Consider the following 26,239-nt stretch of genomic DNA (forward strand, 5'->3'; position numbering starts at 1 on the left):
GGCGGCGTTGCAGAGATTCGGGATCGGGCGGCTCGCCATGGTCCTCGGCGTCGGAGCCGGCGTCGCCGCCGTTCTGGTCGCGCTGATGCTGCGCGTCGGTCAGGCGCCCGATGCGCTTCTGTACTCCAATCTCGACCTGCGCGAGGCGGGCGAGATCACAACGTCACTCGATCAGGCCGGGATCAAGTATTCGACCCGTGGAGACGGCTCGACCATCATGGTCAACCGCGACGACGTCGGTACGGCGCGGCTGATGCTGGCCGGCAAGGGGCTCGTGACCTCCGGTTCGGTTGGCTACGAGCTGTTCGATACCCAGTCGGTGCTGGGCCAGACCGAGTTCCAGCAACAGATCAATGAGCAGCGGGCCCTTCAGGGCGAGCTCGCCCGCACCATCATGTCGATGCGCGGTATCTCGTCAGCCCGGGTCCAGATCGCCCTGCCGCGGCGCGAGCTGTTCCAGGCGGACGCGGCCCAGCCGACCGCTGCGGTGGTCGTCGGGCTGGGTGGGCGGGCGCTGAGCGTCGACCAGGTCAGGGCCATTCGCAACGTGGTCGCCTCGTCGGTGCCGAACCTCAAGCCGGACCGTGTCACGGTCGTCGACGAGACCAACCAGACCCTCGCCGCCGGAACGGATGAAGGTTTCACCTCTGCCAGCGCCGAGGAGGCCAAGACGTCGACAGAGGCCCAGCTGCAGGCTCGCATCAGGGATCTGGTCGAGGGCGTGGTCGGGCCGGGGGCGGCCCGGGTCCAGGTCACGGCTGACATCGACATGAGCCGCTCCACCACCCAGGAGCAGAAATTCGACCCCGACGGTCAGGTCGTGCGCTCGACCTCGGCCAACGGCTCCCAGTCGGCGGATACCACTGGCGTCGCCGATGGCGGAGCCACGGCGGCCAACAATATCCCGGGTGGTGAGGCGCCGGCCAACGCGCCCGCAGGCTCGACCGAAAGTGTCACCGGTGAGACCACCAACTACGAGATCTCGAACACCACAACCACGACGGTCAAGGAGCCCGGTGAGGTCCGCAAACTGTCGGTCGCCGTTGCCGTGGACGGCAAGTTGACTCCAGCGGCGGAGCCGGGCGGCGAGCCTGCCTACGAACCTCGCTCGGCCGAGGAGATCACGCAGATCGAGGATCTGGTTAAGGCGGCCATGGGCTATGACGAAACCCGGGGCGACCAGGTTCGCGTGACCAATGTCCGGTTCAACCGGGACGCCCTGGTCACTGCCGGTGGCACCGATGGCGGTTCGCCCCTGCTCAACTTCACCAAGAACGACATCCTCCGTGGCGTGGAGCTTCTGGTCCTGCTGGTCACGGCCCTGCTCCTGATCTTCTTCGTGCTGCGTCCCCTGCTGAAAGCCTCGGGCGGCACGGCGGCGGTGGCGTCCAGCGGAGGTGTCCCGGTCACGGCTCTGCAGACAACCGTCGTCGGTGGTGCCCCGGGTCAGTTACTGCCGCCATCCGACATCGAGCAGAGGCTCGATATCGCCCGGATCGACGGCCAGGTGAAGGCGTCCTCGGTCAAGAAGGTCGCAGACTTCGTCGCGATGCATCCGGAGGAAATCCACCGCGATCCTCCGCGCCTGGGTGCATGAAGAATAATGGTCGCCCGGGTCTCCAACAAGAAGGCTTCCGTTGACGACGCCAAGAAGCTGACCGGCCCGGAAAAGGCCGCCGTCATCCTGCTGTCGCTGGGCGAGGAGCACACCAGCCTGTGGCAGGGCCTCGACGACGAGGAGGTCAAGGAAATCTCCCAGGCCATGGCGGGTCTCGGCACGGTCTCGGCGGCCGTGGTCGAGGAGCTGCTGGTCGAGTTCGTCTCGGGGATGTCCGCCTCCGGGGCGGTGATGGGCAGCTTCGAGCAGACCCAGCGTCTGCTCGCGTCCTTCCTGCCCGCCGATCGGGTCGAAGGCCTGATGGAAGAAATCCGTGGTCCGGCCGGTCGGACCATGTGGGACAAGCTCGGCAATGTGAACGAGGCGGTTCTCGCCAACTATCTGAAGAACGAATATCCCCAGACGGTCGCCGTGGTTCTTTCCAAGGTGAAGCCGGACCATGCCGCGCGCGTTCTGACGGCCCTGCCGGAGGATTTTGCCCTCGAATGCGTCCAGCGAATGCTGCGCATGGAGCCCGTGCAGCGCGATATCCTCGACAAGATCGAACAGACGCTGCGCACCGAGTTCATGTCCAACCTCGCGCGGACCTCGAAGCGCGACAGCCACGAGGCCATGGCCGATATCTTCAACGCTTTCGATCGTCAGACCGAGGCCCGTTTCATTGGTGCCCTGGAGGAGCGCAATCGCGAGGCTGCCGAGCGCATCCGTGCGCTGATGTTCGTGTTCGAGGATCTCAACAAGCTGGACCCGGGCGGGGTTCAGACCCTGCTCCGTGCCGTCGAGAAGGATCAACTGGCCCTCGCCCTCAAAGGCGCGTCCGAGGTCCTGCGTGAGATGTTCTTCACCAACATGTCCGAACGCGCCTCCAAGATCATGCGCGAGGACATGGAATCGATGGGCCCCGTCCGCCTCAAGGACGTCGACAGCGCCCAGATGACGATGGTCCAGGTGGCCAAGGATCTCGCGGCGCGCGGCGAGATCATGCTGGCCGGGGCCGCCGGCGACGACGAGCTGATCTACTGACATGACCGATCCCGCACCCGTGAACAGCCGCCCCTTCGTCTTCGACACCGAGTTCGACGGTGCCGGTACGGTCGTTCGTGCTTCGAGCTTCAGGCCGATCAAACGAACCTACATGCCCGCCGAGGTCGAGGCCCTGGTTGCCCAGGGCCGACTGGAGGCGCGCGAGGCGGCACTGGCCGAGGTCGAGAGCATCCGGGCCATGGCCCTGTCCGCCATTGGCCAGGCTCTTGCGTCCGCCGCTCCGGCCCTGACACAGGTCGCCCAGGTTCATCGCGAGCAGGCCGTTGACCTCGCGCTCGCCGCTGCCCGGGTGATTGCTGCGGCGTCGCTCGAGCGGCTGCCCACTGGACCACTGCAGTCGGCGCTTGAGGCGCTCGGTCAGGAAATCGACGCCACGCCCCGGCTGGTTATCCGGGCCGGTGGTCTGGACGACGCCGCCCGCACCAGCCTGCAGGCCCTGTGCGCGGACGCCGGCTTTTCCGGTCTGGTGGCGTTCCGCGAGGATCCAGCCCTGCCGCTCGCGGCCTTCCAGCTGGAATGGGCAGACGGTCGCGCCGACTTTGATCCCGCCGCCGCCGCCGACCGCATCTCGATGGCCCTGACCTCGGCCCTCGCGGCCGAGGCGGGTCACGCCGAATCGCTGGCCTCCGCCCCTTCATCCCCGGGAGTGACCTCACATGGCCGCTGACGATCTCGCCCTCGAAGAGTTTCCCGAAATCCACGGCTCTCGCAACAGTCGACGACGCCGGGGACAAGTCTGCCGCAGACCTCGCCACTGTCTTCGACGTTCCCGTCAATATCTCCGCCGTGCTCGGCAAGGCTCATATGACGGTGGCCCAATTGCTGAAGCTGAACCGCGGCTCGGTGCTGGAGCTGGACCGCAAGGTCGGCGAGGCCATCGACATCTTCGTCAACAACCGTCTGGTCGCCCGCGGGGAGGTCGTCGTCGTCGAGGATCGCCTGGGCGTGACCATGACGGAAATCATCAAGATCGAGGATTCGAACGCCTAGGCGTCCGGATCGCGAACGGAATAGAGGAGAAGACCCATGCGGCTTCTGGTGGTCGGACGGCTTTCGGGCCAGCTCGCGGCGGCGGTGAAGATGGCCATGGCGCACGGCGCCAAGGTCAATCACGTCGAGCGCACGGACCAGGCGACGGAACAACTCCGGCGCGGGCAGGGGGCCGACCTGCTGATGGTCGACTACAATCTCGACATCGCCGGCCTCATCGCCGCCAACGAGCTGGAGCGGATCTTCGTCCCTGTGGTCGCTTGCGGGGTCGACAACGATGCGGGCAAGGCCGCCGCCGCCATTCGGGCCGGCGCCAAGGAGTTCATTCCGCTCCCGCCCGAAGCCGATCTGATCGCCGCCGTCCTCGCCGCCGTGGCCGATGACGAACGGCCGCTGATCTCGGCCGATCCCTCGATGCAGGCCGTCATCAAACTGGCTGACCAGGTCGCCCGGTCCGAAGCGTCCATCCTGATCACCGGCGAAAGCGGTGTGGGTAAGGAGGTCATGGCGCGCTACCTGCACCAGCACTCCAAGCGTGCCGAGCGGCCTTTTATCAGCGTCAACTGCGCCGCCATCCCCGACAACCTGTTGGAGTCCGAGCTGTTCGGGCACGAGAAGGGGGCCTTCACCGGCGCTGTCGCCCGCCGCATTGGCAAGTTCGAGGAGGCTGATGGCGGGACCCTGCTGCTGGACGAAATCAGCGAGATGGATGCGCGGCTTCAGGCCAAGCTCCTGCGGGCGATCCAGGAGCGGATCATCGACCGCGTCGGCGGCACCAAGCCGGTCCCGGTCAACATCCGCATCATCGCCACCTCCAACCGGGATCTGGCCAAGGCCGTCGCCGAGGGCACGTTCCGCGAGGACCTTCTGTACCGCCTGAACGTCGTCAACCTGCGTCTCCCCGCCCTGCGCGAACGTCCCGGTGACGTGGCTGTGCTGGCGGATCATTTTGTCAGGAAGTACGCCGCCGCCAACGGAGTCCCGGTTCGCCCGCTGTCTCCCGACGCCCGTCGCGCGCTGGCCGCCCACCGCTGGCCCGGCAATGTGCGTGAGCTCGAAAACGCCATGCACCGCGCGGTTCTGCTGGCTGTGGGGCCCGAGATCGACGCCGAAGCCATCCGTCTGCCCGACGGTCAACCCTTGACGGGGGCTGTGGGCGCGCATGGGGATAACAGCGTCGCGGGCCGGGCCGCCCAGACGGCCGACGCCGTCAGCCGCGCCTATGTCGGCCAGACCGTGGCCCAGATGGAAAAGACCCTCATCCTGGACACCCTGACCCATTGCCTCGGCAACCGCACCCATGCGGCCAATATCCTCGGCATCTCGATCCGCACCCTGCGCAACAAGCTGAACGAATACGCCGATGAAGGCGTCCAGATCATCGCGCCCCAGACCGGCATCGCCACCGGCGGCTACGGCGTGAGCGCGGCCTGATGAACAGGCGCGGGGGTGAGACAGGGCAGGATGCGCTTGGCCGGCCCGCCTGTGCGCCCTCGATCGACGCCGGAGCGGTCGTTGCTGAGGCCCCTTGTTCGGCCCTGATGGTCCTGAACCGCCCATGACCGATACACCCGTCACCCCGGACGCGCCCACCATGATGAAGGACGGCATGGCCCGTCCTTCCGGCGCGGACATCCGCGGCTGGCTGCTCCGCGGCGAGGTCGGTATGGCGGTCGGCGTCATCGGCGTCATCCTGCTGCTGATCCTGCCGGTGCCCAGCTTTCTGCTGGACCTGCTGCTGGCCATCAGTCTGGTGTCATCGGTGCTGATCCTGATGACGGCGCTGATGATGAAGCGGCCGCTGGACTTCGCCATCTTCCCGACCGTGCTTCTGGTCTCGACCCTGTTCCGTCTGGGCCTGAACCTGGCCTCTACCCGGCTGGTCCTGACCCATGGCCACGAGGGCCACGATGCGGCCGGTCAGGTCATCAACGCCTTTGGCGAACTGATGATGGGCGGCAGTTTCATCATCGGGATCATCATCTTCGCCATCATCCTGGTGGTGAACTTCGTCGTCATCACCAAGGGCTCGACCCGGATCGCCGAGGTCTCGGCCCGCTTCACCCTCGATTCCATGCCCGGCAAACAGATGGCCATTGACGCCGATCTGTCGTCCGGTCTGATCACGGAGGAACAGGCCAAGCTGCGCCGCAAGGAACTGGAGCAGGAATCGACCTTCTTCGGGGCCATGGACGGCGCGTCGAAGTTCGTTCGCGGCGACGCGGTCGCCGGTCTCATCATCGTCTTCATCAATGCCATCGGCGGCATACTGATCGGTGCGATCCAGCACGGCATGCCGATCGGCGACGCGGCGAACACCTACATCCAGCTGACCATCGGGGACGGCCTCGTCACCCAGGTGCCCGCCATCATCATCTCGATTGCAGCAGGCTTCCTCGTGTCGAAGGCCGGCGTCGAGGGCTCGGCCGACAAGGCCCTGGTCGCCCAGCTTGCCACCAATCCTGTCAGTCTGGGCATGGTCGCCGCTGCCTCGGGTCTGCTGGCCCTGATCCCCGGCATGCCGATCATTCCCTTCGCCGCCCTGGCCGCCGGAGCCGGGTTCATGGCGTGGCGTCTGGGCCGGGCAAAGCTCAAACCCCAGCCAACCGCAGCCGAACTGGCGGCGGCCGAGGCGGCGGGCAAGCCGCGTGAGGAAGTCGAGGAGCCGATCGGTACGGCTCTCACCATCGATGAGGTGAAGATCGAGCTGGGCTACTCCCTGCTGACCCTGATCAATGATCTGGAGGGCCGGCGCCTGACGGATCAGGTCCGTGCCCTGCGCCGGGCCCTGGCCCAGGAGTATGGTTTCGTCATGCCGTCGGTCCGGATCCTCGACAACATGCGCCTGCCCAGCCAGGGGTATGCCATCCGCATCAAGGAGATGGAGGCCGGTCAGGGCGAAGTCCGCCTTGGGTCGCTGATGGCAATGGATCCCGCCGGCCGTCAGGTCGAGCTGCCCGGCGAACACACCAAGGAACCGGCCTTCGGATTGCCCGCGACCTGGATCGACGAGAACCTGCGCGAGGAGGCCACCTTCCGCGGCTACACCATCGTCGATCCCTCCACTGTCCTCACCACCCATCTCACCGAGATCCTCAAAGAGAACATGGCCGAGCTGCTCAGCTATGCCGAGGTTCAGAAGCTGCTCAAGGAACTGGGGCCGGAAGAGCAAAAGCTGGTCAGCGAACTGATGCCCTCGGTCGTCACGGTCACCACGCTGCAGCGTGTGCTCCAGGCCCTGCTGCGCGAGAAGGTCTCGATTCGCGATCTCGCGGCGATCCTGGAAGGTCTGGCCGAGGCCGCGCCGCACACCTCATCGGTCACCACCCTGGTCGAGCACGTCCGCACCCGGCTCGCCCGGCAACTGTGCTGGCAGCACCGGGGCGAGGACGGAGCCCTGCCCATCATTACCCTCTCACCCGATTGGGAAGCCGCCTTCGCCGAGTCCCTCGTCGGGGCCGGTGAGGACAAGCAATTGGCCATGGCCCCGTCGCGGCTTCAGGACTTCATCCGCGCCGTCCGGGACGTGTTCGAACGCGCCGCCATGTCGGGCGAGAGCGCCATCCTCCTGACCGGACCGCAGATCCGGCCTTACGTCCGCTCGATCATCGAACGCTTCCGCGGCCAGACCGTGGTGATGAGCCAGAACGAGGTTCATCCCAAGGCCCGCCTGCGGACCTTGGGCTCGGTCTGATCCGTCCTGAAGCGGCCCGACGGGGACTCAATTGTCGGCGGAACAGACCTCTGCAACGCGGTCCGCCAGACGTCGGTCCCCTTGCTGCAGCACGAACGCCCTGGCCCCCGCGCAATCTCCGGCATTGATCAGGGCGGCGGCCTGTTCGGCGCGCCTCAATCGAACCGGGCTGATATCCCGTGTCATGCGATCGAACATTTGCCTCTCGACTTCAATCTGGACGCCTCTGGCTTCATGCCCCGCGGGCGAAGTGTCACGCGGGGGCAGATCACGGGGCGGCGGCTGGACGCCTGCGGGCCCGACGCTCTGGGCCATCACCGGCGCTGGTGAGAGAAGAAGGGCGGCGAGCGCCGCCAGGGGCAAGGACTTCATCGAAAACTCCACCAGAACTGCATCGGTCCGGCAGACCATCACCTCCGGCCTGTTCAGGCCAGTCGCAATGACGTTACTCGACCCGCACGAACCCGCCTGCCGACGCCGCTCGCGCCGCCTCGTTCGTCGGCCGCGCGATCAGTCCCGACTGGGTGATCCACACCTCATACGTCGCCCCGTCCGCCATCGGCATATAGGCGGCTGAGCCATACAGTGTGTCGACGGCATCGATGTAGCGCCGGTATTTGCGAGCTGTGTCCCACACGCTCAGCGACCACGGCAGGGCCGCAAACGGTCTGGTCTCCGGCTCGCCCCCGGACAGGGCGTGGACGCTCCGGGCCCCGGTCCGTTCCAGTTCGATATCCTGATACCGCCCGGAAAGGCGATCGAGGCGATACTGGGAGTCGAGACCGACCACATTGGCCCACGGTTTCCATTTCAGGACCTGGGCCTCCATCCGCCACTCATCGCCGTGGATCGGATAGACGGCCGTCTGTTCGGGCTGTTCCCCGTCCGCCGGGCGGGTCACCGTCGCCTCGAAATACTGCGGTGCCAGTTGCCGGATCGACAGGCTGGCCACCGGCCGCTCATAGGTCAGCCGCGCGTAAGTCTGGATATTTTGCCCAAGCAAGGCACCGGCCAGTGCCGCAGCCAGCAGAACGCCCCCTCCGGCCGTCCCCAAAAGTCCGCCCAGCAGGCGTCCCCTGAACAGAGAGGCAAGGCCCGATATCAGGATCAGACCACCGACAATCGCGATCGCCGTCGGCGCAATCCACCACCACCAGAACATTCGCCCCACTCCCCAAACGGTACAGCTTGCTAACCCAAATGCTTTGCATCAGCACAGGTTGCCCCGCGAATGACTTCACTGGACACGCGAATGTGTACAGTTAAAGCGTGACAGCCATGTCCTCTGCCTTCTCCAGCGCCCTGTCGCGTCTCGCCCGGTTCCTGCGGGAACAGACCCTCGGCCGTTCCATTGTGCTCCTGCTCGGCGGTGCACTCGCCCTGTTGTTGCTGGTCAACCTCAGCACTTTCGTGTTGATCCAGCGCACGGCGGCCTTCAACGAGCAGGTGGAGACCACCTGGCAGTTGCGCCGCGGTGCCAGAACTGTGCTGCTCAACCTCAAGGACGCAGAGACGGCACAACGGGGCTATCTCTTGACCGGTCAGCCGGTGTTCCTTCGCACCTATGAACAGTCCAGCGAGGCCGGACCGCGTCTGCTCGAGCGGCTGCAGCGGCTGGCGGAGGCTGATCCGGTCGGCTTGGCGTCAGCCGAGGCATTGACCCGGCTCTCGCGTGACAAGTTCATCGAAATGTCCGGCATCATCGATCTGGCGCGGCAGGGGCGTACTGCCGATGCCCTGGCCCAGGTCCGTTCCGGTCGCGGCAAGCAACTGATGGACGCGCTCGACGCCGAGATGGCCGATCTGGATGCAGAACTTGGGGCCCGTGTCGCGCAACAGACGGCCCGGTCTGAAAGCTCGGCGGTGTTTACGATCGTCGTCAATGCTGTTGCCGCGCTGCTCATCGTCCTTCTGGCCGGGGTCGTGCTGCTGCTGGTCCGCCGCTATCTTGATGAGTTGAGACAGGCTCAGGCCGATGTTGACCGCATCAATGCTGGCCTCGAGGACATCGTCCGCGCGCGCACGGCTGCCCTCGTTCGGGCGAACGAGGAGGTCCAGCGGTTCGCCTATATCGTCAGCCATGACCTCAGGTCCCCACTGGTCAATGTCATGGGCTACACAGCGGAACTCGAACAGGCCGGGCGGACCATCGATCTCCAGATGACCAGGGTCGAAACGCTGGCGCCGGGTCTGGTCGAACAGGACGCGCTGACCGCGGCCCGGGAAGATATCCCCGAGGCGGTCGGTTTCATCCGCGCCTCGACGGAGAAGATGGACCGGCTCATCAACGCCATTCTGAAGCTCTCCCGCGAGGGTCGACGCAACCTTGTGCCGGAACTCCTTGATGTCGGGACCATGGCCTCCCGTATCGCCGACAGCGTGCGGCACCAGATTGAGGCCAGCAACACCGAGTTCGTCGTGGGAGAGATCGTGCCGTTCGAAAGTGATCGACTGTCGATGGAGCAGATTATCGGCAATCTCATCGACAATGCGGTGAAATACCTCGATGCGTCCCGTCCGGGCCGGATCGAGGTCTCGGGCAGGGATCTGTCGGGCGGCTGGGTCGAATATACCATTACGGACAATGGCCGCGGTATCGCGGCCCGCGACCACGAACGCATCTTTGAGCTCTTCCGCCGGGCAGGACGTCAGGACCGCCAGGGCGAGGGCCTCGGACTGGCCTTCGTACGCAACAGTGTTCGCCGTCTGGGGGGCTCGATCGACGTCGAGTCTGTCCCGGGCGAAGGCTCGACATTCCGCCTGAAATTCCCCAAACGCCTGATCCTCGAACCGGCCGGAGACACCGTGTGACCAACAGCAATCCCGTCAAGATCGTCATGGTTGAGGACGACCATGGTCATGCCAGGCTGATCGAGAAGAACATCCGCCGGGCCAATATCCTGAACGAGATCGTCCATTTCGATCACGGCCAGCCGGCGCTCGACTATCTCTTCAGCGAGGAGGTGCGGGCCAACGGCCCGATGCTGATCCTGCTCGACCTGAACCTGCCGGATATGAGCGGCACCGACATCCTCGCCGAGGTCAAACGCGATGATCGCCTGAAGCGGGCACCGGTCGTCGTCCTGACCACGACGGACGACAAGACCGAGATCCAGCGCTGCTATGATCTGGGCTGCAACGTCTACATCACCAAGCCGGTCGACTATGAGAGTTTCGCGGGAGCGATCCGTCAGCTTGGCCTGTTCCTGTCAGTCATGCAGGCCCCGGAGATCGAATGACCCCCGGAGTGCCACCCATCCGGCTTCTGTATATTGACGACGACCGTGGCCTCTCGCGCCTGGTTCAGAAGGAACTCGGCCGTCACGGCTACGAGGTGACGCTGGCGGTGGACGGGGATGCCGGCGTGGCCGCCCTCGACGCCGACGACTTCGATGTCTGCGCGCTCGATCACTACATGCCGGGCCGGGACGGGCTCGACGTTCTGCCTGACCTTCTGCATCGTCCCGCTCCGCCGCCTGTCGTCTATGTAACCGGGGCCCAAGAAGGGCGGATTGCTGTCGCGGCCCTGCGCGCCGGGGCCGCCGACTATGTGATCAAGGACGTTTCCGAGGATTTCACCGCCCTGCTGCGCTCGGCCCTGGAAGACGCCCTCCTGCGTCGCCGGCTCGAGCGGGAGAACGAACAGGCCCAGGAAGAGGTGCGTCTGGCTCGGGATCGCGCCGAGGCCATGTTGCGAGAGGTCAATCACCGCGTCGGCAATTCGCTGCAGTTGGTGTCGACCTTCATGTCGCTGCAACTGCGCCATCTGGTCAATGAAGGGGCCCGCGACGCCCTGCGCGAGGCCCAGGCCCGGATCGAGGCGGTCGCCCATGTCCATCGCAGGCTCTACACGTCCGGGGACATGGAGACGGTCGACATGCAGGCCTATCTCGACGGTCTGGTGGATGAGCTGTCGAAGTCCCTTGCCCCGGGCGAAAGCTCGCCCCGCATTGCTCTGCAGGCCGCCCCGCTTCGGGTCTCGACCGATCAGGCCGTCTCGCTTGGTGTGGTGGTGACCGAACTGGTGACGAACGCCGTGAAATATGCCTATGCGCCGGGCCAGATGGGCGAGATCCGCGTGATCCTTGTGCCCGACGCCGATGGCCGCCGCGCAATACTGACGGTTGAGGACGACGGCCCCGGTCTCGGTGATGGCAAGCCCAAGGGGACCGGCCTGGGGGGCAAGATCATCACCGCCATGGCCTCGGGCCTTCGGTCTGCGGTTGAGTTCGACGGAGCGCACAAGGGTGTCCGTGCTCATCTGGCCTTCGACCTGTGAAGCCGTCGTTGCAGTTCGGCACGCCGAAGACCGGTGTTCTCCATCAGCCACGCCCTGCCGCCTTCGGCCTGGTCTTCCAGGAGGGACGGCTCGCCTGTGTCCGCGTGACGCGCGACACCCCCTATTTCGATCTTCCCGGCGGGGCCATTGATGGCGATGAGAGCGAGGAACAGGCGCTTGTCCGGGAGTTCGTCGAGGAGACCGGGATGACGGTCCGTCCGCTGGAGCGGATCGCGGAAGCCGGGCAATTCTTCCTCCGGTCCGACGAGGCTCCGGTCAACAATCTCGCCGGCTTCTGGCTGTGCGACAGCGTGTCTCTCACGCCCGGGCGCAAGATCGAGCCTGACCATGAGCTGGTCTGGCTCGACCCCGTGGCTGCCTTGTCCAGCCTCCGTCACGATGCCCACGCCTGGGCCGTCGCGACCTGGCTTCGCCAGACCGCAAGCGACACCATACGGAACGCCGGGGCCGCCCGTCCGCTTTCCTGACCGAAGCGTCGCCGGTGTGGCGACGTCAAATGTCAGGAACTCCCCATGGCCGATCATGACCGTATCGAAGGTGCCGCCAAAACCGCTGGCGGCAATATCAAGGAAGCCGCCGGCAAGCTGACGGGTGACGAGAAACTGAAAGCCGAAGGCAAGGCGGACCAGCTCGAGGGCAAGGTCCAGAACTCCGTCGGTGGCGTCAAGGATGCTGTTCGCGAGAACAAATAGGCCGACGATCGCTCCATGGCGATCTGTGGGGCGGGTATGAACGCGAAAAGGGCGCGCCGATGGCGCGCCCTTTTTCGTGCGGGGTCGTCCGGCGGGCGGGGCGTCTCTCCGGATCCCTCAGCCCGGTCGATGGCAATCAGGCCGCCTTTCGCGGTTCCGCCGAGGGAAGCCCCATGGCGGTCGCAGGCTCGATCCGGAACTGCGCCATAAGGGCTTCGAGACTGCGGGCCTCCTCGGCAAGGCAATGGCTGGCTGCGGTGGTTTCCTCAACCATGGCCGCGTTCTGCTGCGTGGTCTGATCCATCCCGTGGACCGCGGCATTCACCTGGACAAGGCCCGAGGCCTGGGCTTCTGCTCCGGACGCGATCTCGGCGACCAGGGCATCGATGCGGGCGACCTGATCGGTGATGTCGCGCAGGGCGTCCCCGGTCCGGCTGACAAGCGCAACACCGCCCTCGACCTGGGCGGTCGAGGCACTGATCAAAGTCTTGATCTCCCGCGCGGCTTCGGCTGACCTCTGGGCCAGTGCCCGGACCTCTGAAGCGACGACGGCAAAGCCACGACCCGCGTCTCCGGCGCGGGCGGCCTCGACCCCGGCATTGAGGGCCAGAAGATTGGTCTGGAAGGCGATCTCGTCGATCACGCCGATGATCTGGTTGATCTGCTGTGCCGATGCCTCGATGGCGGTCATGGCGCTGACAGCTTCGGCGACGACCGCACTGTTCTCGCGCGCGCTCTGATTGGCGTCGCTGACCGCCTTGCGGGTGTCGCGTGCGCCGCCGGCGGTCCTCGCGACCGTGGCGGTCACTTCATCGAGGGCGGCGGCCGTCTCTTCCAATCCTGCGGCCTGGTTTTCGGTCCGGCGCGACAGTTCGTCGGACGCGATGGAGATTTCCTTGCTGGCGGAGCGGATGGAGGTGGCGTTTCGGATCACCCCTTGCATGGCGGTGGCCAGCTTGGTGATCGCGCTGTTGAAGTCCTGACGCAGGCGTTCGTACTCCGTCGGCAGGGGTTGGGTGATCTGGCAGGAAAGATCGCCTTCCGCGATCCGGGCGAGCGCGACTCCGAAGGAGTCGATGACGAGGGCCTGTTGTTCCGCCACCGCCCGTGCAGCGGCCGCCTTCTGCTCGGCTTGCGACCGCTCCTTGGCCTCGGCCGCCGCGGCGTCGGCCCGAATCTTGGCGACCGCATTGGACTTGAACACGACCATGGCCCCGGCCATCTCGCCGATTTCATCGCGTCGACCCTCACCCGGCACGTCGATGGCATGGTCTCCGTCGGCCAGACGCCGCATGGCAGAAGTCATTCGAGCCAAGGGCCTGCTGACCTGACGGACGACGACATAGGCCGCGAACGCCAGCAACAAGGCCCCGATCACGACGGTGAGGCCGATAATGGACAGGGCTGTCACCGACGCCTGTTCTGCGGCCTCTCCGGACTCCACGGAAACCCGGATCTGCAGATCGACCAATTTGCTGATCTCCGAGGTCAGGGGATCGATGGCCGGATACAGGCGCGTGTCGATGAAGGCGATGAGCGCGGGGTCGTTTCCGGTCGCGAGGATTTCGTGCAGATCCGCCACGGCCGCATTGGCTGCGGGAAGCAGGATGTCGACCTGGCGGTTCAGTTCAACCTCTTCCACCGTCATCGCGGTGCTTCGATAGGCTTCGAGGTTTTCGGCGATTCCGCTCTCCGCCTGGGTCAGGGCCGCCAGCGCATCCGCATACGTCAGGGAGCCGCTGCGCGCCTTGTGGGCCGTGTCGACGATATTGACCGCGTACAGATCACTGATGATCTTCAACTGTCTCAGCGGCTTGACCCGGTCCTCGACGATCGACGTCGTGCGTTTGACGGCCGCCATTTCGGACGTGATCCCGCTGATCGACAGGGCCGCCATGCCGAGCCCAAGGGCAACGAGGCAGGCAATCAGCCGCTGTTTGATGGAAAGATGCAGTTTCACAGATCCGCTCTCCGGCCACGCCAAACATGGTCCGGAACGCGTACCAGCGTTACGCTAACGATGAGTAACCATGTTCTGCGAGCGGAGGCGCGCGTTTGCGTCGAGACTGGGCTGCAATCTCGACCGGATCAGTCTTTCCCCAGCCGGAACGACAGGCCCCCGTTTTCCCCCGTGCCCTCGGTGCGGCATTCCGTGACAAAGGCCACTGATCCGCCCTGACGGGTCGGCCGCGGCCGACAGTCCGGTGCTTGCGCGGACGGTGCAGCGGCCGCAGTGCGCTCCGGTACGCCGCATTGCACCGGATAGGCTCCGTCTTCCCCGGGGGTCGCCAGGCAAGGCACCGGTGTTCCGCTGGGCAACAGGCCGGCGGGCAGGCGGTCTCCCAGTGCTGCGAACAGCTCGCCCCGAACCCGCGTCTGGCAGGATTCCAGCGAGGAATCGCGCCGGATCATCGGATTGCACTCAGCCCTTTCCCAGGCAAACGGATCGGCCAGCGCCCACGCCGGCAGATCGCTGACGGCGGCAGGCGCGGCCACCACGGGTTCTGGCGGCGCTGAAGGGGTCTCCCAGACCACGGTGCTTCCCGCCGCCTGCTGAAGAACCAAGATGATGGCGAAGGCTGACAGCATTGGCTTACTCCCGGAGACAACAGTCTGCCACGAACCGGCCGTTTCCGCATCCCTTCAGCGCGTGAGGGCTCGCATGGCCCGGTCCAGACCGTCCAGCGTCAACGGATACATCCGCTCGTCCATGATCTCACTCAGCAGCTTCACCGAGGCCGTATAACTCCAGTACCGTTCGGCCACCGGGTTCAACCACACCGACTTGTCCCACTGCAGCCGCGCCCGCCGCATCCAGACCGCGCCAGCCTCCTCGTTCCAGTGCTCGACCGAGCCGCCGGGCATGGTCACCTCGTACGGAGACATGGTCGCATCCCCGACGAAGATCGCCCGCCAGTCGCCATTGTATTTGTGCAGCAGGTCCCACGTCGGGATCGTCTCGCCGTGGCGACGCCGGTTGTCCTTCCACACGCCCTCGTAGAGGCAGTTGTGGAAGTAGAAGAACTCCAGGTTCTTGAACTCGGTCCGGGCCGCGCTGAACAGTTCCTCGCACAGCTTGATGTGGCCATCCATCGACCCGCCGACGTCCAGGAATAGCAGCACCTTGATCGTGTTGCGCCGCTCGGGCCGCATCCGGATGTCCAGCCAGCCCTGCCGCGCCGTCCCGTCGATCGTGCCGTCGATGTCGAGTTCCTCGGTTGCGCCCTCGCGCGCGAACCTTCGCAGCCGGCGCAGCGCCACCTTGATGTTGCGGGTGCCCAGCTCGACGGTGTCGTCCAGATTGCGGAACTCGCGCTTCTCCCAGACCTTGACCGCCCGCCCGTGCTGTCCTGGGCCTCCGATGCGCACGCCCTCGGGGTTATAGCCACCGTGGCCGAAGGGGCTGGTTCCGCCGGTGCCGATCCATTTGGACCCGCCCTCGTGGCGCTCCTTCTGCTCCTCCATCCGCTGTTTCAGCGTCTCCATCAGCTTGTCGAAGCCGCCCATGGCCTCGATCTCGGCCTTCTCTTCATCGGTGAGGAATTTGGAGTTCAGCAGCTTCAGCCAGTCCTCGGGCACATCAAGCGTGGGCTCATCTCCCGCCCCGATCGTCTCGATGCCCTTGAACACCGTCCCGAACACCTGGTCGAACCGGTCATAGTGTTTCTCGTCCTTGACCAGGACGGCGCGCGACAGATGGTAGAAGTCCTCGACCCGGCCCCCGGCCACATCCTTGTCCATGGCCTCCATCAGATGGAGCCATTCCTTGGTCGAGACCGGCACCTTGGCCTGACGCAGGGCGGTGAAGAAGGGGAGCAGCATGGTCCGAACCTGAGCCCGGATCAGCCGCGCCGCAAGATGAACTCGTCATCCAGCCAGGCCCCGACCGGGTACTGATACTCGCCGACCTTCTCGAATCCGTGCCCGGCATACAGCTTCTGGGCCTTCACACTGCCGCTCCAGACCCCGATCCACAGCGGCCCGTCGCTGTGGGCCTCCATCCAGTCGAGGGCCTGCGCCAGCAGCCGCGTCCCCAGTCCCAGCCCCTGCGCCGGCTTGCCGACATACAGCCGGCGCAATTCCGTGTGGCTCGGCCGGGCGTCCGGGTGGGGCAGGGTGTTGGGCCCGGCATTGGCGAAGGCCAGCAGCGCGCCGTCCCCGCCTTCGGCCACCCACCAGGCCGCCCCCGGCTCGGCCAGCTTCTTCCGCGTTGCCTCAGGGCTGAAACTCTCCTCGACAAAGATCGCCAGATCCCCGGCCGGATAGGGGATGGCGAAGCCCTCGGCGGAGACGAAGGTGTCCAGAAAGGTCTGGTGCCCCAACGCCCCCAGAGCAACGGCGTCATCGGGGCGGGCAGGGCGGATCACAACGTCGGTCATCGGCCCCGTTTGCCGTCAACGGCCCCCGGGCTCAATCCCGCTTGGGTCCTGACGGGCAAGCTCCTATCCTGCTGCGGATGTCCGTCACGCTGTTTACCCACCCCGACATGATCGCCCACGCGCCGGGGACCGGTCATCCCGAGCGACCCGAGCGGCTGTCCGCCGTCCTGGCGGCGCTTGAGGATGCGGACCTTTCGCTGGATCGCCGCATGGCGAGCGAGGCCTCGGTCGCCGACCTGGAGCGGATTCATCCCGCAGCGTATGTGGCCCGGATCCTCTCTGCGTCTCCCGCCACGGGCTTGGCACAGCTGGATGCCGACACCGTCCTGTCGCCCGGCAGCGTCCGCGCGGCCCGTCTGGCGGCTGGAGCGGTGGTCGACGCGGTCCGCGCCGTGGCTGAGGGTCAGACCGCCCGCGCCTTCGCCGCCGTCCGTCCGCCCGGCCACCATGCCGAACCCGACCAGGCCATGGGCTTCTGCCTGTTCTCCAACGTCGCCGTCGCTGCCCGCGTCGCGCAGGGCCTCGGCCTTGCCCGGGTCGCCGTGATCGATTTCGACGTCCACCACGGCAACGGCACCCAGGCCGCCTTCGAGGCCGATGACACCCTGTTCCTCGGCTCGATCCACCAGATGCCCCTCTATCCCGGCACCGGGGCTCCGTCCGAAACGGGCGTCGGCAACATCGTCAATGTCGCGGTCGAACCCCACTGCGCCCGCGAATCATGGCGCGCCGGATTCGCCGGCGGACTGATGCCGGCACTCGATGCGTTCGCGCCGGATCTGATTCTCGTCTCCGCCGGATTCGACGCCCATCGCCGCGACCCGCTGGCCCACCAGAGCCTTGAGGCCGAGGATTTCGCCTGGGCCACCCGCGCTGTGCTTGAGGTCGCGCGACGCCATTGCGGCGGCAAGGTTGTCTCTTCGCTGGAGGGCGGTTACGACCTTGAAGGACTGGGCCGCTCGGCCCTTGCCCATGTCCGGGCCCTGGGGGAGGCGTAAGGAAGGTCCATGTCGGCGAACCCGGCGCACCCTCCATGCTCACCATGTCGTCAGACACGCTCGAACATGACCCGGTCACGGCTCCTGCTCCTTGCCACACCCCGGCGGGCGTCGTGCTGAAGCCCGCTCGCCCCGGAACGATCACCCTGGCCCGTCACGGCGAGCCGGCCCTGTCGCGCAAATGCCTGCTCACGTCCGATCAGTACCGTGCATGGTGGGCAAAATATGAGGAAGGCGGGCTTCTCGCCGGCCAGACGCCGCCGCCTGAACTTCTCGCGGCCGCCGAAGGTGCCGGAGTGATCTTCGCCTCCACCCGCCCGCGCGCCCAGGAAACCGCTACCGCCGTTTCGGCGGGCCGGCAGATTACATCCGACGTCCTGTTCATCGAGGCCCCCCTGCCGCCTCCGCGGTTCCCTTCGTGGTTCCGGCTGCCGCCCAAATATTGGGGAGCGGTCGCCCGCTTCTGGTGGCACGCCTTCGATCATCACGACGGCCAGGAAACCCGGCGCGAGGCGGAAGCCCGGGCCGAACAGGCGGCCCAGACCCTGATCGCCCGCGCCTCGACGGGCGAGGATGTGCTGGTCCTTGCCCACGGCTATTTCAATCACATGGTCGGCCGCAGACTGAAGGCGGACGGCTGGAAGCTCGTGCACAACCAGGGCTTCCGCTACTGGTCGCAGCGGCGGTACCAGCGGGTTTGACGCTTCCCCGTTGAAGCGAAAGCGCACCGCCTCTAGGGTCGGTCCCGATGTCAGAGCCAGCGTCCCCCGTTCCCGCCGATCTCAGCTTCGAGGATGCCCTGTCGCGTCTGGAAGCGATCGTGTCTCGCCTCGAATCCGGCCAGGCCCCGCTTGAGGAGTTCGATCACTCTCTATGAGGAGGGGGCTCGCCTGAAGGCTCATTGCGAGGCCCGGCTCAAGTCGGCCCAACTGCGGGTCGAGAAGATCGTGGTGGGGGCGGACGGGGCCGCGCGCGGGCTCGAGCCGGCAGAGTTCAGCTGATGGGTGCCGCCGCCGTTGCCAGCCCCGCTGCGGACCGGATCGCCTTCGAAGACTTCATGACGGTCGACATCCGGGTCGGCCAGGTTCTCCGTGCCGAGGCCTTTCCCGAGGCCCGCAAGCCCGCCTTCAAACTGACGATCGACTTCGGCGAGCCGATCGGCGTCAAACGGTCGTCCGCCCAGATCACCCGCCACTACACCCCCGATCAGCTCGAGGGCCGCAAGGTCGCCGCCGTGGTCAACTTTGCGCCGCGCCAGATCGGCCCCTTCCTGTCCGAGGTTCTGACTCTCGGCTTTCCCGATGCAGACGGAGAGGTCGTCCTGGTGGGCGTGGATCGCGATGTGCCGGTGGGCGGGAGACTGTTCTGATGCGTCTGGCCGCCAATGCCCCTGTCCAGTCGGTGGCCGACCGGGTGGCCGAGGTCGCCGACCTCGTCACCGTGGCGCTCGATGAACTCCTGCCTCGCGCCGACGGCCCGGAATCCCGTCTGACCGAGGCCATGCGCTATGCGGCGCTGGGGCCCGGCAAGCGCCTGCGGCCCTATTTCGCCATGGAGGCCTCGCGGCTGTTCGACATCGAGGAACGGCCGGTTCTGCGCGCGGCCTGTGCCTTGGAATGCGTCCATGCCTACAGCCTCGTTCACGACGACCTGCCCTGTATGGACGACGACGACATGCGCCGGGGCCGGCCCACCCTCCACATCGCCTATGACGAGGCCACCGCCGTCCTCGCTGGTGACGCGCTGCAGACGGCCGCTTTCGACATCATCCTGCATGAGGACACCCACGAGGACGCCAACATCCGTTGCGCCCTCGCGGCCCGGCTGTCGCTGGCCTCTGGCGCGCGCGGCATGGCCGGGGGGCAGATGATCGACCTGCTCGGCGTCCGTGATGATCTCGGCGGGGTCGCCCGGATGCAGCGGCTCAAGACCGGGGCCTTGTTCACCTATGCGTTCGAAATTCCGCTCATCGTGGCGAAAGCCAGCGAGCAACACTGCCAGGCCCTGACCAGCTTCGCGCATGACATCGGTCTGGCCTATCAGATCGTCGATGACCTGCTGGATTTCGACGGCGATGAGGCGGTGCTGGGCAAGGCGGCCCAGAAGGATGCGGCCCAGGGCAAGACGAACTTCGTGACCCTTCTCGGCGTTGATCAGGCGCGGCATCGCGTCGCGCATCTGGCCGATCAGGCCCGCAGCCACCTTGATGTGTTCGGTGCCGACGCCGAAAACCTCAAGGCCAGTGTGGACTTCGTGCTAAACCGAAGGTCCTGAGAGGAAACGTCCGGCGTCAGATCGGTCGGTAAAAAGTCAATAAAGCCAAGGTTCACGCGTCCGATGCCCGTCACCCCGCTGCTCGACAAGGTCCACGTCCCCTCCGACATGCGCGGTTTCGACGCCGCCCAGCTGAGGCAACTGGCCGATGAGCTGCGCGCCGAAACTATCGACGCCGTCTCGACCACGGGCGGGCACCTGGGGGCGGGCCTCGGCGTGGTCGAGCTGACTGTGGCCCTGCATCATGTGTTCGAGACGCCGAAAGACATCCTCATCTGGGACGTCGGCCACCAGTGCTATCCGCACAAGATCCTCACCGGGCGTCGCGACCGCATCCGGACCCTGCGCACGGGCGGGGGGCTGTCGGGTTTCACCAAACGCAGTGAGAGCGAATACGACCCCTTCGGTGCCGCCCACGCCTCGACCTCGATCAGCGCTGCCCTGGGCTTCTGCGCCGCCCGCGACCAGAAGGGCGGGTACAACAAGGTCGTGGCGGTCATCGGCGACGGCTCCATGTCGGCCGGCATGGCTTATGAGGCGATGAACAATGCGGCCGAGACGACCGGCCAGCTGACCGTCATTCTAAACGACAACGACATGTCGATTGCCCCGCCGGTCGGCGGCATGAGCGCCTATCTGGCCAAACAGGTCTCGGGCGGGGCCTATCAGAACTTCCGCAAGTTCGGCCGCAAGATCACCGAACACATGCCCCGGCCGTTCCGCGAGGCGGCCCGCAAGGCCGAGGAATATGCCCGCGGCATGGTCGTCGGCGGGACCTTCTTCGAGGAACTGGGCTTCTACTACATCGGGCCGGTCGACGGCCACGACATGGACAATCTGGTTCCCATCCTGAAGAACGCCGCCGCCATCACCGACCGTCCGGTGGTCGTCCACGTCGTGACCCAGAAGGGCAAGGGCTATGCCCCGGCGGAATCCAGCGCCGACAAGCTGCATGCGGTGGTCAAGTTTGACGTGATCTCGGGCAAACAGTCCAAATCGGTCTCCAATGCGCCCAGCTACACCAAGGTGTTCGGCACCGAACTGATCAAACGCGCCGCCATCGACCCGACCATCGTCGCCATCACGGCCGCCATGCCCTCGGGCACCGGCCTCGACCTGTTCGGCCAGGCCTATCCCGCGCGGACCTATGACGTCGGCATCGCCGAACAGCACGCTGTCACATTCGCGGCGGGCCTTGCCGCCGACGGCATGAAGCCCTTCTGCGCCATCTATTCGACCTTCCTGCAGCGCGGCTATGACCAGGTGGTCCACGATGTGGCCATCCAGTCGCTGCCGGTCCGCTTCGCCATGGACCGCGCCGGTCTGGTCGGGGCCGATGGCTCCACCCACGCCGGATCATTCGACATCGGCTACATGGGCGCGCTGCCGGGCATGGTCCTGATGGCAGCGGCCGATGAGGCCGACCTGGCCGCCATGATCGCCACCGCCTGCGAGATCGACGACCGCCCCTCGGCCTTCCGCTATCCCCGCGGCGACGGCGTCGGCGTTGAAATTCCGGAACTGGCCGCCCCGCTTGAGATCGGCCGCGGCCGGATCGTCCGCGAGGGCACGTCCGTAGCCCTGCTGTCCTTCGGCACCCGTCTGCAGGAAGCCCTCAAGGCCGCCGATATCCTCGCGGCCCACGGGGTTTCCGCCACTGTGGCCGACGCCCGCTTCGCCAAACCTCTGGACCACGACCTGATCACCCGTCTGGCCCGCGAACATGAGGCCCTGATCACGATCGAGGAGGGGGCCATGGGCGGCTTCGGGGCCTTCGTGCTCCAGTTCCTGGCGGGAGAGGGCGCTCTGGACGCCGGGCTCAAGGTCCGCACCCTGTGCCTGCCCGACATCTTCCAGGACCAGAACGCGCCCGCCCTGCAATACGCCGAAGCCGGCCTCGACGCCGACCACATCGCCGCCGCCGCCTTGAAGGCGCTGGGCGTCGAGACGGTGCGAGGGGCGGTGAGGGCGTAGCGCCTTTTCTCCCTCCCCTTCAGGGGAGGGTGGTCGAAGCGCAGCGAAGACCGGGTGGGGGCGGTCAAGGCCTTGTGCGGCCCGCCCCACCCCGTCGCTACGCGACGACCCTCCCCCGAGGGGGAGGGAAGAGAACCTACGCCGCCGTCTTGATCCGGTTGCCCTCGTCCAGCAGCACCACGGTCGGCGACCACTGCCGGGCCTCTTCCTCGGGCATCTGGCCGTAGGTGACCACGATCACCTTGTCGTTCTTCTGGACCAGCCGCGCCGCCGCCCCGTTGACCCCGATGACCTTCGACCCGCGCGGGGCCTCAATGGCATAGGTCGTGAAGCGCGCGCCGTTGGTGATGTTCAGCACATCGACCTGTTCGTTCGGATAGATGCCGGCGGCATCCAGCAGATCGCCGTCGATGGCGATCGAGCCCTCATAGTCCAGATCGGCCTGGGTCACCGTCGCGCGGTGCAGCTTGGCCTTCATCAGGGTGACCAGCATGGGAGGTGCGGTCCCGTCGTGACGCGGGGCGATTGGCCCCCGCTCGCAGGCGGCTCATATAGGGAGTTCGCGCCGCGCCATCAATCGCCATGCTGCAAATGCGAGAGGCTCCGTCCCTGCGCTGTCCGGCCACCCACAGCGACATTTCGCCTGTTACGTCACCTTCATTTGACCGCAACGGTCTCACGCCTATGTTGCCCGGGTGGCCGACCATGGCCTTTCGATGGACGCCCTGACCTTATGAAACAGTTCTTCCTGACGGTGCTGGGCGTCTTCACCGGCCTGATCCTGTTTATCATCGTCATTCCGATGGTTCTGATCATCGCTGCGGCAGCATCGTCCGGCACACCGGCGACGCCGGCCAACAGTGTGCTTGAACTGGATCTGCGCGAGGGCCTGACGGATCAGGTCTCGACCAATCCGTTCGCCGCCTTCGGAGGCTCCGGCCTGTCGGTCGTTGGCATCGTCGACACCCTCGCCCAGGCCGAGAAGGACGCCCAGGTCAAGGTTCTGCTGGTGCGCCTGCCGGAGGCCGGCCTGTCGCCCGCCGCCGCCGACGAGATCCGCCAGTCCATCCGTCGCTTCCGCGCCGCCGGCAAGGTGGTGATCGCCCATTCGCAGGGCTTCATGCCCGTGGGCACCGTGATCTCCAGCTATATGGTCGGGGCCTCGGCGTCCGAACTGTGGATGCAGAACACCGCCAGCTTCCAGGCCACCGGCTTCTCGGCCAACTCGGTCTTCCTCGGCCGCGCCTTCGAAAAATATGGCGTCAACGCCCAGTTCGAGCAGCGCTACGAATACAAGAACGCCGTGAACGAGTTCACCCAGTCCGACTACACGGGCCCCCACCGGGAGGCCATGACCGCCTGGATGACCTCCATCTACGACAGCGCCATCGCCAATGCCGCCTCCGACCGCAAGGTCGCGGCCCCGGCCCTGAAGACCACGATCGAGGCCGGACCCTATTCGGCCCAGCAGGCCCTTTCGCTGAAACTGGTCGACAAGATCGGCCAGGTTGAGGAGGCCGAGGCCGAGGCCAAACGCCGGGCCGGCCGTGGGTCCGACATTATCGAATTCTCCGACTACGCTTCGTCCAAGGGCGAACGGACCGGGTCGGGCCGCGACGCCATCGCCATCGTCGGTGGCGAAGGCGCGATCATGACCGGGACCGGCGGATCGTCCACCTTCGGCGGCGGTTCCTCGATCTATTCGGACCGCACAGCAGAAGCGATCTACGACGCCATCGAGGACAGCGCGGTCAAGGCCATCGTCTTCCGTGTCTCCTCGCCGGGCGGCTCGCCTGAGGCCTCGGAGCAGATCCTCGCCGCCGTCCGCGCCGCGCGCGCCGCCGGCAAGCCCGTGGTCATCTCCATGGGCGACTATGCCGCCTCGGGCGGCTACTGGATCAGCTCAGAGGCGGACTGGATCGTGGCCCAGCCCTCGACGCTGACCGGCTCAATTGGCGTCTTCGGCGGCAAGTTCGTCGTGTCCGAGGCCCTCGGCCGGTTCGGCGTCGATCTGCGCGGCCTGTCGGTCGGCGGCGACTATTCGGATGCCTTCAGCCCGTCTTCCGCCTTCACCGAAGGTCAGCGCGCCGCCTTCTCGGCCTCGATGGACCGCACCTACGAAGAGTTCGTCCAGCGCGTCGCCACCGGCCGCAAGATTCCCATCGCCCGGGTGCGCGAGATCGCCCGCGGGCGCGTCTGGACCGGAGCCCAAGGCAAGACCCTCGGTCTTGTCGACCAGCTGGGCGGCCTGACCGAGGCCATCGGCAAGGCGCGTGAACTGGCGAACATCCCGGCCGACCAGTCCGTGCGCTACAAGCGCTTCCCGACGCCGCAGTCGCCTTGGGAGGCCCTGTCGGAAGTCTTCGGCGTCCAGTCCGAGGCGGCGCAGGCCCTGGTGGCCCTAGGCGGTGTCATGGCCGATCCCCAGACCCGCGCCGTCATGTCGCGCATCCAGACGGAACGGCTGCGCGGCCAGGGCGCTTCCGTCCTCGCGGACCAGCCCCTGCCGTGAGGACCCGTCCGCGACACACTGGCCTTTGACGCATCATGTCATTGACGGTTCACATTTGCGGACCGACATTGGTGACGGGGGCAGCCTTCGGGCCGCTCGACAAGGATAGACGATGACCCAGGACCGCTTCGCCACCCTCGGTTTCCAGACCCGTCGCCCGCGCGGGCTTCTGGCTCCTCTGCTCTGGGTGGGCGGTGTGATCGCCGCCGTCGCCGCCCTGACCGTCGGAGCCATCCTCGCGGTCTTCACCGCCGCCGCCGTGGCGGTGATCGCCCTGTTCGCCAGCGTCCTGGTCTTCTTGACCGGTCTCGCCGTCCGGGCCCGCCGCCGCGCCACCGTCCGGGCCGGCCGCGCCGACGAGGTGATTGAGGCCCACAAGATCGGCGACACCTGGGTCACCTACGGCTGGGAACAGCACGGCCGCTGAGCCGCCCCTCATGCTGACCATCACCGAGGCCCCGTCGCCCAATTTCGACCAGCGGCGCGGCCCGCCCGACATGGTCCTGCTCCACTACACCGGCATGCAGACCGCCGAGGCCGCCGTGGCCCGCCTTCGCGATCCCGATGCGCAGGTGTCCGCCCACTATGTCGTGGATGAGGACGGTTCGATCCTCCGCCTCGTCCCCGAGGAACGGCGCGCCTGGCATGCCGGCCAGAGCTGGTGGAAGGGCGAGACCGACATCAACGCTGTCTCGATCGGCATCGAGATCGTCAATCCCGGCCATGAGTTCGGCTACCGTGACTTTCCCGATCTCCAGGTCGCCTCGGTCGTCGCCCTCCTGGACGAGATTCGCGCCCGCTGGTCCATCGAGGACGCCCGCATTCTCGGTCACTCGGACGTCGCCCCCGCGCGCAAACAGGACCCCGGTGAACGTTTCCCGTGGAAGGCCCTGGCCGCCCATCGCCACGGCCTGTGGTTCGAGCCCGCCGCCGAACGGATCGCGGCCCTTGGCCCGCCGCTGGGGCCGGGCGACACGGGTCTTGGCGTCCACGTCCTCCAGGCCGGGCTGCACCGGCTCGGCTACGAACCCCTGCCGGACGGGAAATACACCGACGAGACCCGCATCACCGTCGAGGCCTTCCAGCGCCACTGGCGGCCCTCCCGGGTCGACGGCATTGCCGACGGCGAGACCCGTGCCACCCTGATGGGCATCCTGCAGCTGGCCACCGCCGAAAGCGTCACCGGCGTGATGAACTAGAGGGTGGAGGTTTCCTGACCGGGACCAAAAATCCTTCGAACCGTGATGGTCCGCCGTCCGGCGTCGATACTATAGATGACGAGGTAGCCCTCGATCGAACGCTTGCGAAAACCGACATGGTCACTCGCCGGCCATCTGTGCGGTGATCCGCCAAGATCGGAGAGGGCATGCAGCAACGCCAGATATCGTCTGTGAGAACGCCGTCCGCTGCCAGGCTGGGTCAGCCAATGTCTGGCCGCCTGCACGTCTTCCCGGGAGCGAGCAGTAAACTCGACCCGAAAGTCCTGGCTCATTCACGCTCGCGCAGCATTGCCGCCTCGGCCTGTGCAATTTCATCTTGAAGCCAGGCCATGGCCTCATCGCCAGAGATGACGCGCCCGTGGGCGATGTCGTCTTCCGCCTCTGCAAGCCGCTCACGCTCCCACGCCAACCGCGCCTCGCGGTTTTCGAACACCATCGGGTCTTGCTGCTGAGCGGGCTCGGCCATGGATCAACCCTACCCCATATCGCCACTCTCCGCATCCCGCGGTTGACCGCCCGGCCGTCCGGGCGCATCACCCCCTCG

At 66.4% G+C, this 26,239-nt stretch carries 27 protein-coding genes and 2 pseudogenes; 20 read left to right on the plus strand and 9 right to left on the minus strand.

Annotated elements, in window-relative coordinates; genetic code table 11:
• Nucleotides 1–37 precede the first annotated feature (37 nt).
• From fliF to flhA, 6 genes and pseudogenes are all read left to right on the plus strand, one after another.
• A complete protein-coding gene (fliF, locus tag SJY26_RS08880; protein WP_396592702.1) occupies nucleotides 38–1,597 on the plus strand; it encodes a flagellar basal-body MS-ring/collar protein FliF in 1,560 nt (519 codons plus the stop codon).
• A 6-nt stretch (nucleotides 1,598–1,603) separates the two neighbouring features.
• Nucleotides 1,604–2,641, plus strand: coding sequence for a flagellar motor switch protein FliG (gene fliG, locus SJY26_RS08885; RefSeq protein ID WP_396592703.1), 1,038 nt, complete (start codon nucleotides 1,604–1,606; stop codon nucleotides 2,639–2,641).
• Between the two features lies 1 nt (nucleotide 2,642).
• On the plus strand, nucleotides 2,643–3,329 hold the full coding sequence (locus tag SJY26_RS08890) for a flagellar assembly protein FlbE (protein WP_396592704.1): 687 nt from the start codon (nucleotides 2,643–2,645) through the stop codon (nucleotides 3,327–3,329).
• Nucleotides 3,319–3,652, plus strand: a pseudogene (gene fliN / locus SJY26_RS08895) (flagellar motor switch protein FliN). The gene SJY26_RS08890 and the pseudogene fliN overlap by 11 nt, the downstream one beginning before the upstream one ends.
• 36 nt (nucleotides 3,653–3,688) lie before the next feature.
• Nucleotides 3,689–5,086 carry a sigma-54 interaction domain-containing protein gene (locus SJY26_RS08900; protein ID WP_396592705.1) on the plus strand — a complete coding sequence of 466 codons (1,398 nt, stop codon included), beginning with the start codon at nucleotides 3,689–3,691 and terminating at the stop codon, nucleotides 5,084–5,086.
• 160 nt (nucleotides 5,087–5,246) lie between these two features.
• Entirely contained in the window at nucleotides 5,247–7,346 is a 2,100-nt protein-coding gene (gene flhA / locus SJY26_RS08905) for a flagellar biosynthesis protein FlhA (RefSeq protein WP_396595731.1), read from the plus strand.
• A 27-nt stretch (nucleotides 7,347–7,373) separates the two neighbouring features.
• Here flhA and SJY26_RS08910 read toward each other — a convergent pair whose 3' ends face one another.
• Nucleotides 7,374–7,718 (minus strand): hypothetical protein, encoded by a 345-nt coding sequence (locus SJY26_RS08910; protein ID WP_396592706.1) that lies wholly within the window; start codon nucleotides 7,716–7,718, stop codon nucleotides 7,374–7,376.
• Nucleotides 7,719–7,791: 73 nt separating this feature from the next.
• Nucleotides 7,792–8,508 (minus strand): hypothetical protein, encoded by a 717-nt coding sequence (locus SJY26_RS08915; RefSeq protein WP_396592707.1) that lies wholly within the window; start codon nucleotides 8,506–8,508, stop codon nucleotides 7,792–7,794.
• A gap of 116 nt (nucleotides 8,509–8,624) precedes the next feature.
• On the opposite strand from SJY26_RS08915, the gene SJY26_RS08920 reads away from it, so the two are divergent.
• The 5 genes from SJY26_RS08920 to SJY26_RS08940 are packed head-to-tail and all read left to right on the plus strand — an operon-like array spanning nucleotide 8,625 to nucleotide 12,338.
• A complete protein-coding gene (locus tag SJY26_RS08920; RefSeq protein ID WP_396592708.1) occupies nucleotides 8,625–10,157 on the plus strand; it encodes a CHASE3 domain-containing protein in 1,533 nt (510 codons plus the stop codon).
• A 26-nt stretch (nucleotides 10,158–10,183) separates the two neighbouring features.
• On the plus strand, nucleotides 10,184–10,585 hold the full coding sequence (locus SJY26_RS08925; protein WP_396595732.1) for a response regulator: 402 nt from the start codon (nucleotides 10,184–10,186) through the stop codon (nucleotides 10,583–10,585).
• Nucleotides 10,582–11,625 carry a sensor histidine kinase gene (locus SJY26_RS08930; protein WP_396592709.1) on the plus strand — a complete coding sequence of 348 codons (1,044 nt, stop codon included), beginning with the start codon at nucleotides 10,582–10,584 and terminating at the stop codon, nucleotides 11,623–11,625. The genes SJY26_RS08925 and SJY26_RS08930 overlap by 4 nt, the downstream gene beginning before the upstream one ends.
• 8 nt (nucleotides 11,626–11,633) lie before the next feature.
• Nucleotides 11,634–12,113 carry an NUDIX domain-containing protein gene (locus SJY26_RS08935; RefSeq protein WP_396592710.1) on the plus strand — a complete coding sequence of 160 codons (480 nt, stop codon included), beginning with the start codon at nucleotides 11,634–11,636 and terminating at the stop codon, nucleotides 12,111–12,113.
• Nucleotides 12,114–12,158: 45 nt separating this feature from the next.
• The gene (locus tag SJY26_RS08940; protein ID WP_396592711.1) at nucleotides 12,159–12,338 is read left to right on the plus strand and encodes a CsbD family protein; all 180 of its coding nucleotides are present in this window, start codon (nucleotides 12,159–12,161) and stop codon (nucleotides 12,336–12,338) included.
• 136 nt (nucleotides 12,339–12,474) lie between these two features.
• On the opposite strand, the gene SJY26_RS08945 is transcribed toward SJY26_RS08940, so the two are convergent.
• From SJY26_RS08945 to SJY26_RS08960, 4 genes are all read right to left on the minus strand, one after another.
• Complete coding sequence (locus SJY26_RS08945; protein WP_396592712.1) at nucleotides 12,475–14,298, minus strand: methyl-accepting chemotaxis protein; 1,824 nt, start codon at nucleotides 14,296–14,298, stop codon at nucleotides 12,475–12,477.
• Between the two features lie 128 nt (nucleotides 14,299–14,426).
• A complete protein-coding gene (locus tag SJY26_RS08950) occupies nucleotides 14,427–14,927 on the minus strand; it encodes a hypothetical protein (protein WP_396592713.1) in 501 nt (166 codons plus the stop codon).
• 54 nt (nucleotides 14,928–14,981) lie between these two features.
• A complete protein-coding gene (locus tag SJY26_RS08955; RefSeq protein ID WP_396592714.1) occupies nucleotides 14,982–16,160 on the minus strand; it encodes a VWA domain-containing protein in 1,179 nt (392 codons plus the stop codon).
• Nucleotides 16,161–16,180: 20 nt separating this feature from the next.
• On the minus strand, nucleotides 16,181–16,717 hold the full coding sequence (locus SJY26_RS08960) for a GNAT family N-acetyltransferase (RefSeq protein ID WP_396592715.1): 537 nt from the start codon (nucleotides 16,715–16,717) through the stop codon (nucleotides 16,181–16,183).
• A gap of 77 nt (nucleotides 16,718–16,794) precedes the next feature.
• On the opposite strand from SJY26_RS08960, the gene SJY26_RS08965 reads away from it, so the two are divergent.
• The 6 genes and pseudogenes from SJY26_RS08965 (at nucleotide 16,795) to dxs (ending at nucleotide 21,963) form a co-directional block, all read left to right on the plus strand.
• Nucleotides 16,795–17,715, plus strand: coding sequence for a histone deacetylase family protein (locus tag SJY26_RS08965; RefSeq protein WP_396592716.1), 921 nt, complete (start codon nucleotides 16,795–16,797; stop codon nucleotides 17,713–17,715).
• Nucleotides 17,716–17,759: 44 nt separating this feature from the next.
• Nucleotides 17,760–18,416: a histidine phosphatase family protein gene (locus SJY26_RS08970; protein WP_396595733.1), complete on the plus strand. Its 657-nt coding sequence runs from the start codon at nucleotides 17,760–17,762 to the stop codon at nucleotides 18,414–18,416.
• A 47-nt stretch (nucleotides 18,417–18,463) separates the two neighbouring features.
• Nucleotides 18,464–18,716 (plus strand): annotated as a pseudogene (locus SJY26_RS08975) (exodeoxyribonuclease VII small subunit).
• Entirely contained in the window at nucleotides 18,716–19,084 is a 369-nt protein-coding gene (locus tag SJY26_RS08980; protein WP_396592717.1) for a tRNA-binding protein, read from the plus strand. Before SJY26_RS08975 ends, SJY26_RS08980 begins: the two are co-directional and overlap by 1 nt.
• Complete coding sequence (locus SJY26_RS08985; RefSeq protein WP_396592718.1) at nucleotides 19,084–19,989, plus strand: polyprenyl synthetase family protein; 906 nt, start codon at nucleotides 19,084–19,086, stop codon at nucleotides 19,987–19,989. The genes SJY26_RS08980 and SJY26_RS08985 overlap by 1 nt, the downstream gene beginning before the upstream one ends.
• Nucleotides 19,990–20,052: 63 nt before the next feature.
• Entirely contained in the window at nucleotides 20,053–21,963 is a 1,911-nt protein-coding gene (gene dxs / locus SJY26_RS08990) for a 1-deoxy-D-xylulose-5-phosphate synthase (RefSeq protein WP_396592719.1), read from the plus strand.
• A 136-nt stretch (nucleotides 21,964–22,099) separates the two neighbouring features.
• Here dxs and panD read toward each other — a convergent pair whose 3' ends face one another.
• A complete protein-coding gene (panD, locus tag SJY26_RS08995) occupies nucleotides 22,100–22,456 on the minus strand; it encodes an aspartate 1-decarboxylase (RefSeq protein ID WP_396592720.1) in 357 nt (118 codons plus the stop codon).
• Between the two features lie 240 nt (nucleotides 22,457–22,696).
• On the opposite strand from panD, the gene sppA reads away from it, so the two are divergent.
• The 3 genes from sppA to SJY26_RS09010 all read left to right on the plus strand — a co-directional run bounded on the left by sppA (nucleotide 22,697) and on the right by SJY26_RS09010 (nucleotide 25,674).
• On the plus strand, nucleotides 22,697–24,475 hold the full coding sequence (gene sppA, locus SJY26_RS09000) for a signal peptide peptidase SppA (RefSeq protein WP_396592721.1): 1,779 nt from the start codon (nucleotides 22,697–22,699) through the stop codon (nucleotides 24,473–24,475).
• Between the two features lie 112 nt (nucleotides 24,476–24,587).
• On the plus strand, nucleotides 24,588–24,902 hold the full coding sequence (locus tag SJY26_RS09005; RefSeq protein WP_396592722.1) for a hypothetical protein: 315 nt from the start codon (nucleotides 24,588–24,590) through the stop codon (nucleotides 24,900–24,902).
• 10 nt (nucleotides 24,903–24,912) lie between these two features.
• Nucleotides 24,913–25,674 (plus strand): N-acetylmuramoyl-L-alanine amidase, encoded by a 762-nt coding sequence (locus SJY26_RS09010; RefSeq protein WP_396592723.1) that lies wholly within the window; start codon nucleotides 24,913–24,915, stop codon nucleotides 25,672–25,674.
• On the opposite strand, the gene SJY26_RS09015 is transcribed toward SJY26_RS09010, so the two are convergent.
• Both SJY26_RS09015 and SJY26_RS09020 read right to left on the minus strand, forming a co-directional pair.
• Nucleotides 25,671–25,967 (minus strand): type II toxin-antitoxin system RelE/ParE family toxin, encoded by a 297-nt coding sequence (locus SJY26_RS09015; RefSeq protein WP_396592724.1) that lies wholly within the window; start codon nucleotides 25,965–25,967, stop codon nucleotides 25,671–25,673. The genes SJY26_RS09010 and SJY26_RS09015 overlap by 4 nt on opposite strands.
• Nucleotides 25,964–26,161: a hypothetical protein gene (locus SJY26_RS09020; protein ID WP_396592725.1), complete on the minus strand. Its 198-nt coding sequence runs from the start codon at nucleotides 26,159–26,161 to the stop codon at nucleotides 25,964–25,966. Before SJY26_RS09020 ends, SJY26_RS09015 begins: the two co-directional genes overlap by 4 nt.
• Nucleotides 26,162–26,239: the final 78 nt, after the last annotated feature.

The organism is Brevundimonas sp. R86498 (assembly GCF_044598075.1).
Lineage (GTDB): Bacteria > Pseudomonadota > Alphaproteobacteria > Caulobacterales > Caulobacteraceae > Brevundimonas.

Bases quoted from the DNA above. Each gene is read 5' to 3' on its own strand.
- fliF (WP_396592702.1), top strand. From the start codon at position 38: ATGGTCCTCGGCGTCGGAGCCGGCGTCGCCGCCGTTCTGGTCGCGCTG.
- fliG (WP_396592703.1), top strand. From the start codon at position 1,604: ATGGTCGCCCGGGTCTCCAACAAGAAGGCTTCCGTTGACGACGCCAAG.
- SJY26_RS08890 (WP_396592704.1), top strand. From the start codon at position 2,643: ATGACCGATCCCGCACCCGTGAACAGCCGCCCCTTCGTCTTCGACACC.
- SJY26_RS08900 (WP_396592705.1), top strand. From the start codon at position 3,689: ATGCGGCTTCTGGTGGTCGGACGGCTTTCGGGCCAGCTCGCGGCGGCG.
- flhA (WP_396595731.1), top strand. From the start codon at position 5,247: ATGATGAAGGACGGCATGGCCCGTCCTTCCGGCGCGGACATCCGCGGC.
- SJY26_RS08910 (WP_396592706.1), bottom strand. From the start codon at position 7,718: ATGAAGTCCTTGCCCCTGGCGGCGCTCGCCGCCCTTCTTCTCTCACCA.
- SJY26_RS08915 (WP_396592707.1), bottom strand. From the start codon at position 8,508: ATGTTCTGGTGGTGGTGGATTGCGCCGACGGCGATCGCGATTGTCGGT.
- SJY26_RS08920 (WP_396592708.1), top strand. From the start codon at position 8,625: ATGTCCTCTGCCTTCTCCAGCGCCCTGTCGCGTCTCGCCCGGTTCCTG.
- SJY26_RS08925 (WP_396595732.1), top strand. From the start codon at position 10,184: ATGGTTGAGGACGACCATGGTCATGCCAGGCTGATCGAGAAGAACATC.
- SJY26_RS08930 (WP_396592709.1), top strand. From the start codon at position 10,582: ATGACCCCCGGAGTGCCACCCATCCGGCTTCTGTATATTGACGACGAC.
- SJY26_RS08940 (WP_396592711.1), top strand. From the start codon at position 12,159: ATGGCCGATCATGACCGTATCGAAGGTGCCGCCAAAACCGCTGGCGGC.
- SJY26_RS08950 (WP_396592713.1), bottom strand. From the start codon at position 14,927: ATGCTGTCAGCCTTCGCCATCATCTTGGTTCTTCAGCAGGCGGCGGGA.
- SJY26_RS08955 (WP_396592714.1), bottom strand. From the start codon at position 16,160: ATGCTGCTCCCCTTCTTCACCGCCCTGCGTCAGGCCAAGGTGCCGGTC.
- SJY26_RS08960 (WP_396592715.1), bottom strand. From the start codon at position 16,717: ATGACCGACGTTGTGATCCGCCCTGCCCGCCCCGATGACGCCGTTGCT.
- SJY26_RS08965 (WP_396592716.1), top strand. From the start codon at position 16,795: ATGTCCGTCACGCTGTTTACCCACCCCGACATGATCGCCCACGCGCCG.
- SJY26_RS08970 (WP_396595733.1), top strand. From the start codon at position 17,760: ATGTCGTCAGACACGCTCGAACATGACCCGGTCACGGCTCCTGCTCCT.
- SJY26_RS08980 (WP_396592717.1), top strand. From the start codon at position 18,716: ATGGGTGCCGCCGCCGTTGCCAGCCCCGCTGCGGACCGGATCGCCTTC.
- SJY26_RS08985 (WP_396592718.1), top strand. From the start codon at position 19,084: ATGCGTCTGGCCGCCAATGCCCCTGTCCAGTCGGTGGCCGACCGGGTG.
- dxs (WP_396592719.1), top strand. From the start codon at position 20,053: ATGCCCGTCACCCCGCTGCTCGACAAGGTCCACGTCCCCTCCGACATG.
- panD (WP_396592720.1), bottom strand. From the start codon at position 22,456: ATGCTGGTCACCCTGATGAAGGCCAAGCTGCACCGCGCGACGGTGACC.
- sppA (WP_396592721.1), top strand. From the start codon at position 22,697: ATGAAACAGTTCTTCCTGACGGTGCTGGGCGTCTTCACCGGCCTGATC.
- SJY26_RS09005 (WP_396592722.1), top strand. From the start codon at position 24,588: ATGACCCAGGACCGCTTCGCCACCCTCGGTTTCCAGACCCGTCGCCCG.
- SJY26_RS09010 (WP_396592723.1), top strand. From the start codon at position 24,913: ATGCTGACCATCACCGAGGCCCCGTCGCCCAATTTCGACCAGCGGCGC.
- SJY26_RS09015 (WP_396592724.1), bottom strand. From the start codon at position 25,967: ATGAGCCAGGACTTTCGGGTCGAGTTTACTGCTCGCTCCCGGGAAGAC.
- SJY26_RS09020 (WP_396592725.1), bottom strand. From the start codon at position 26,161: ATGGCCGAGCCCGCTCAGCAGCAAGACCCGATGGTGTTCGAAAACCGC.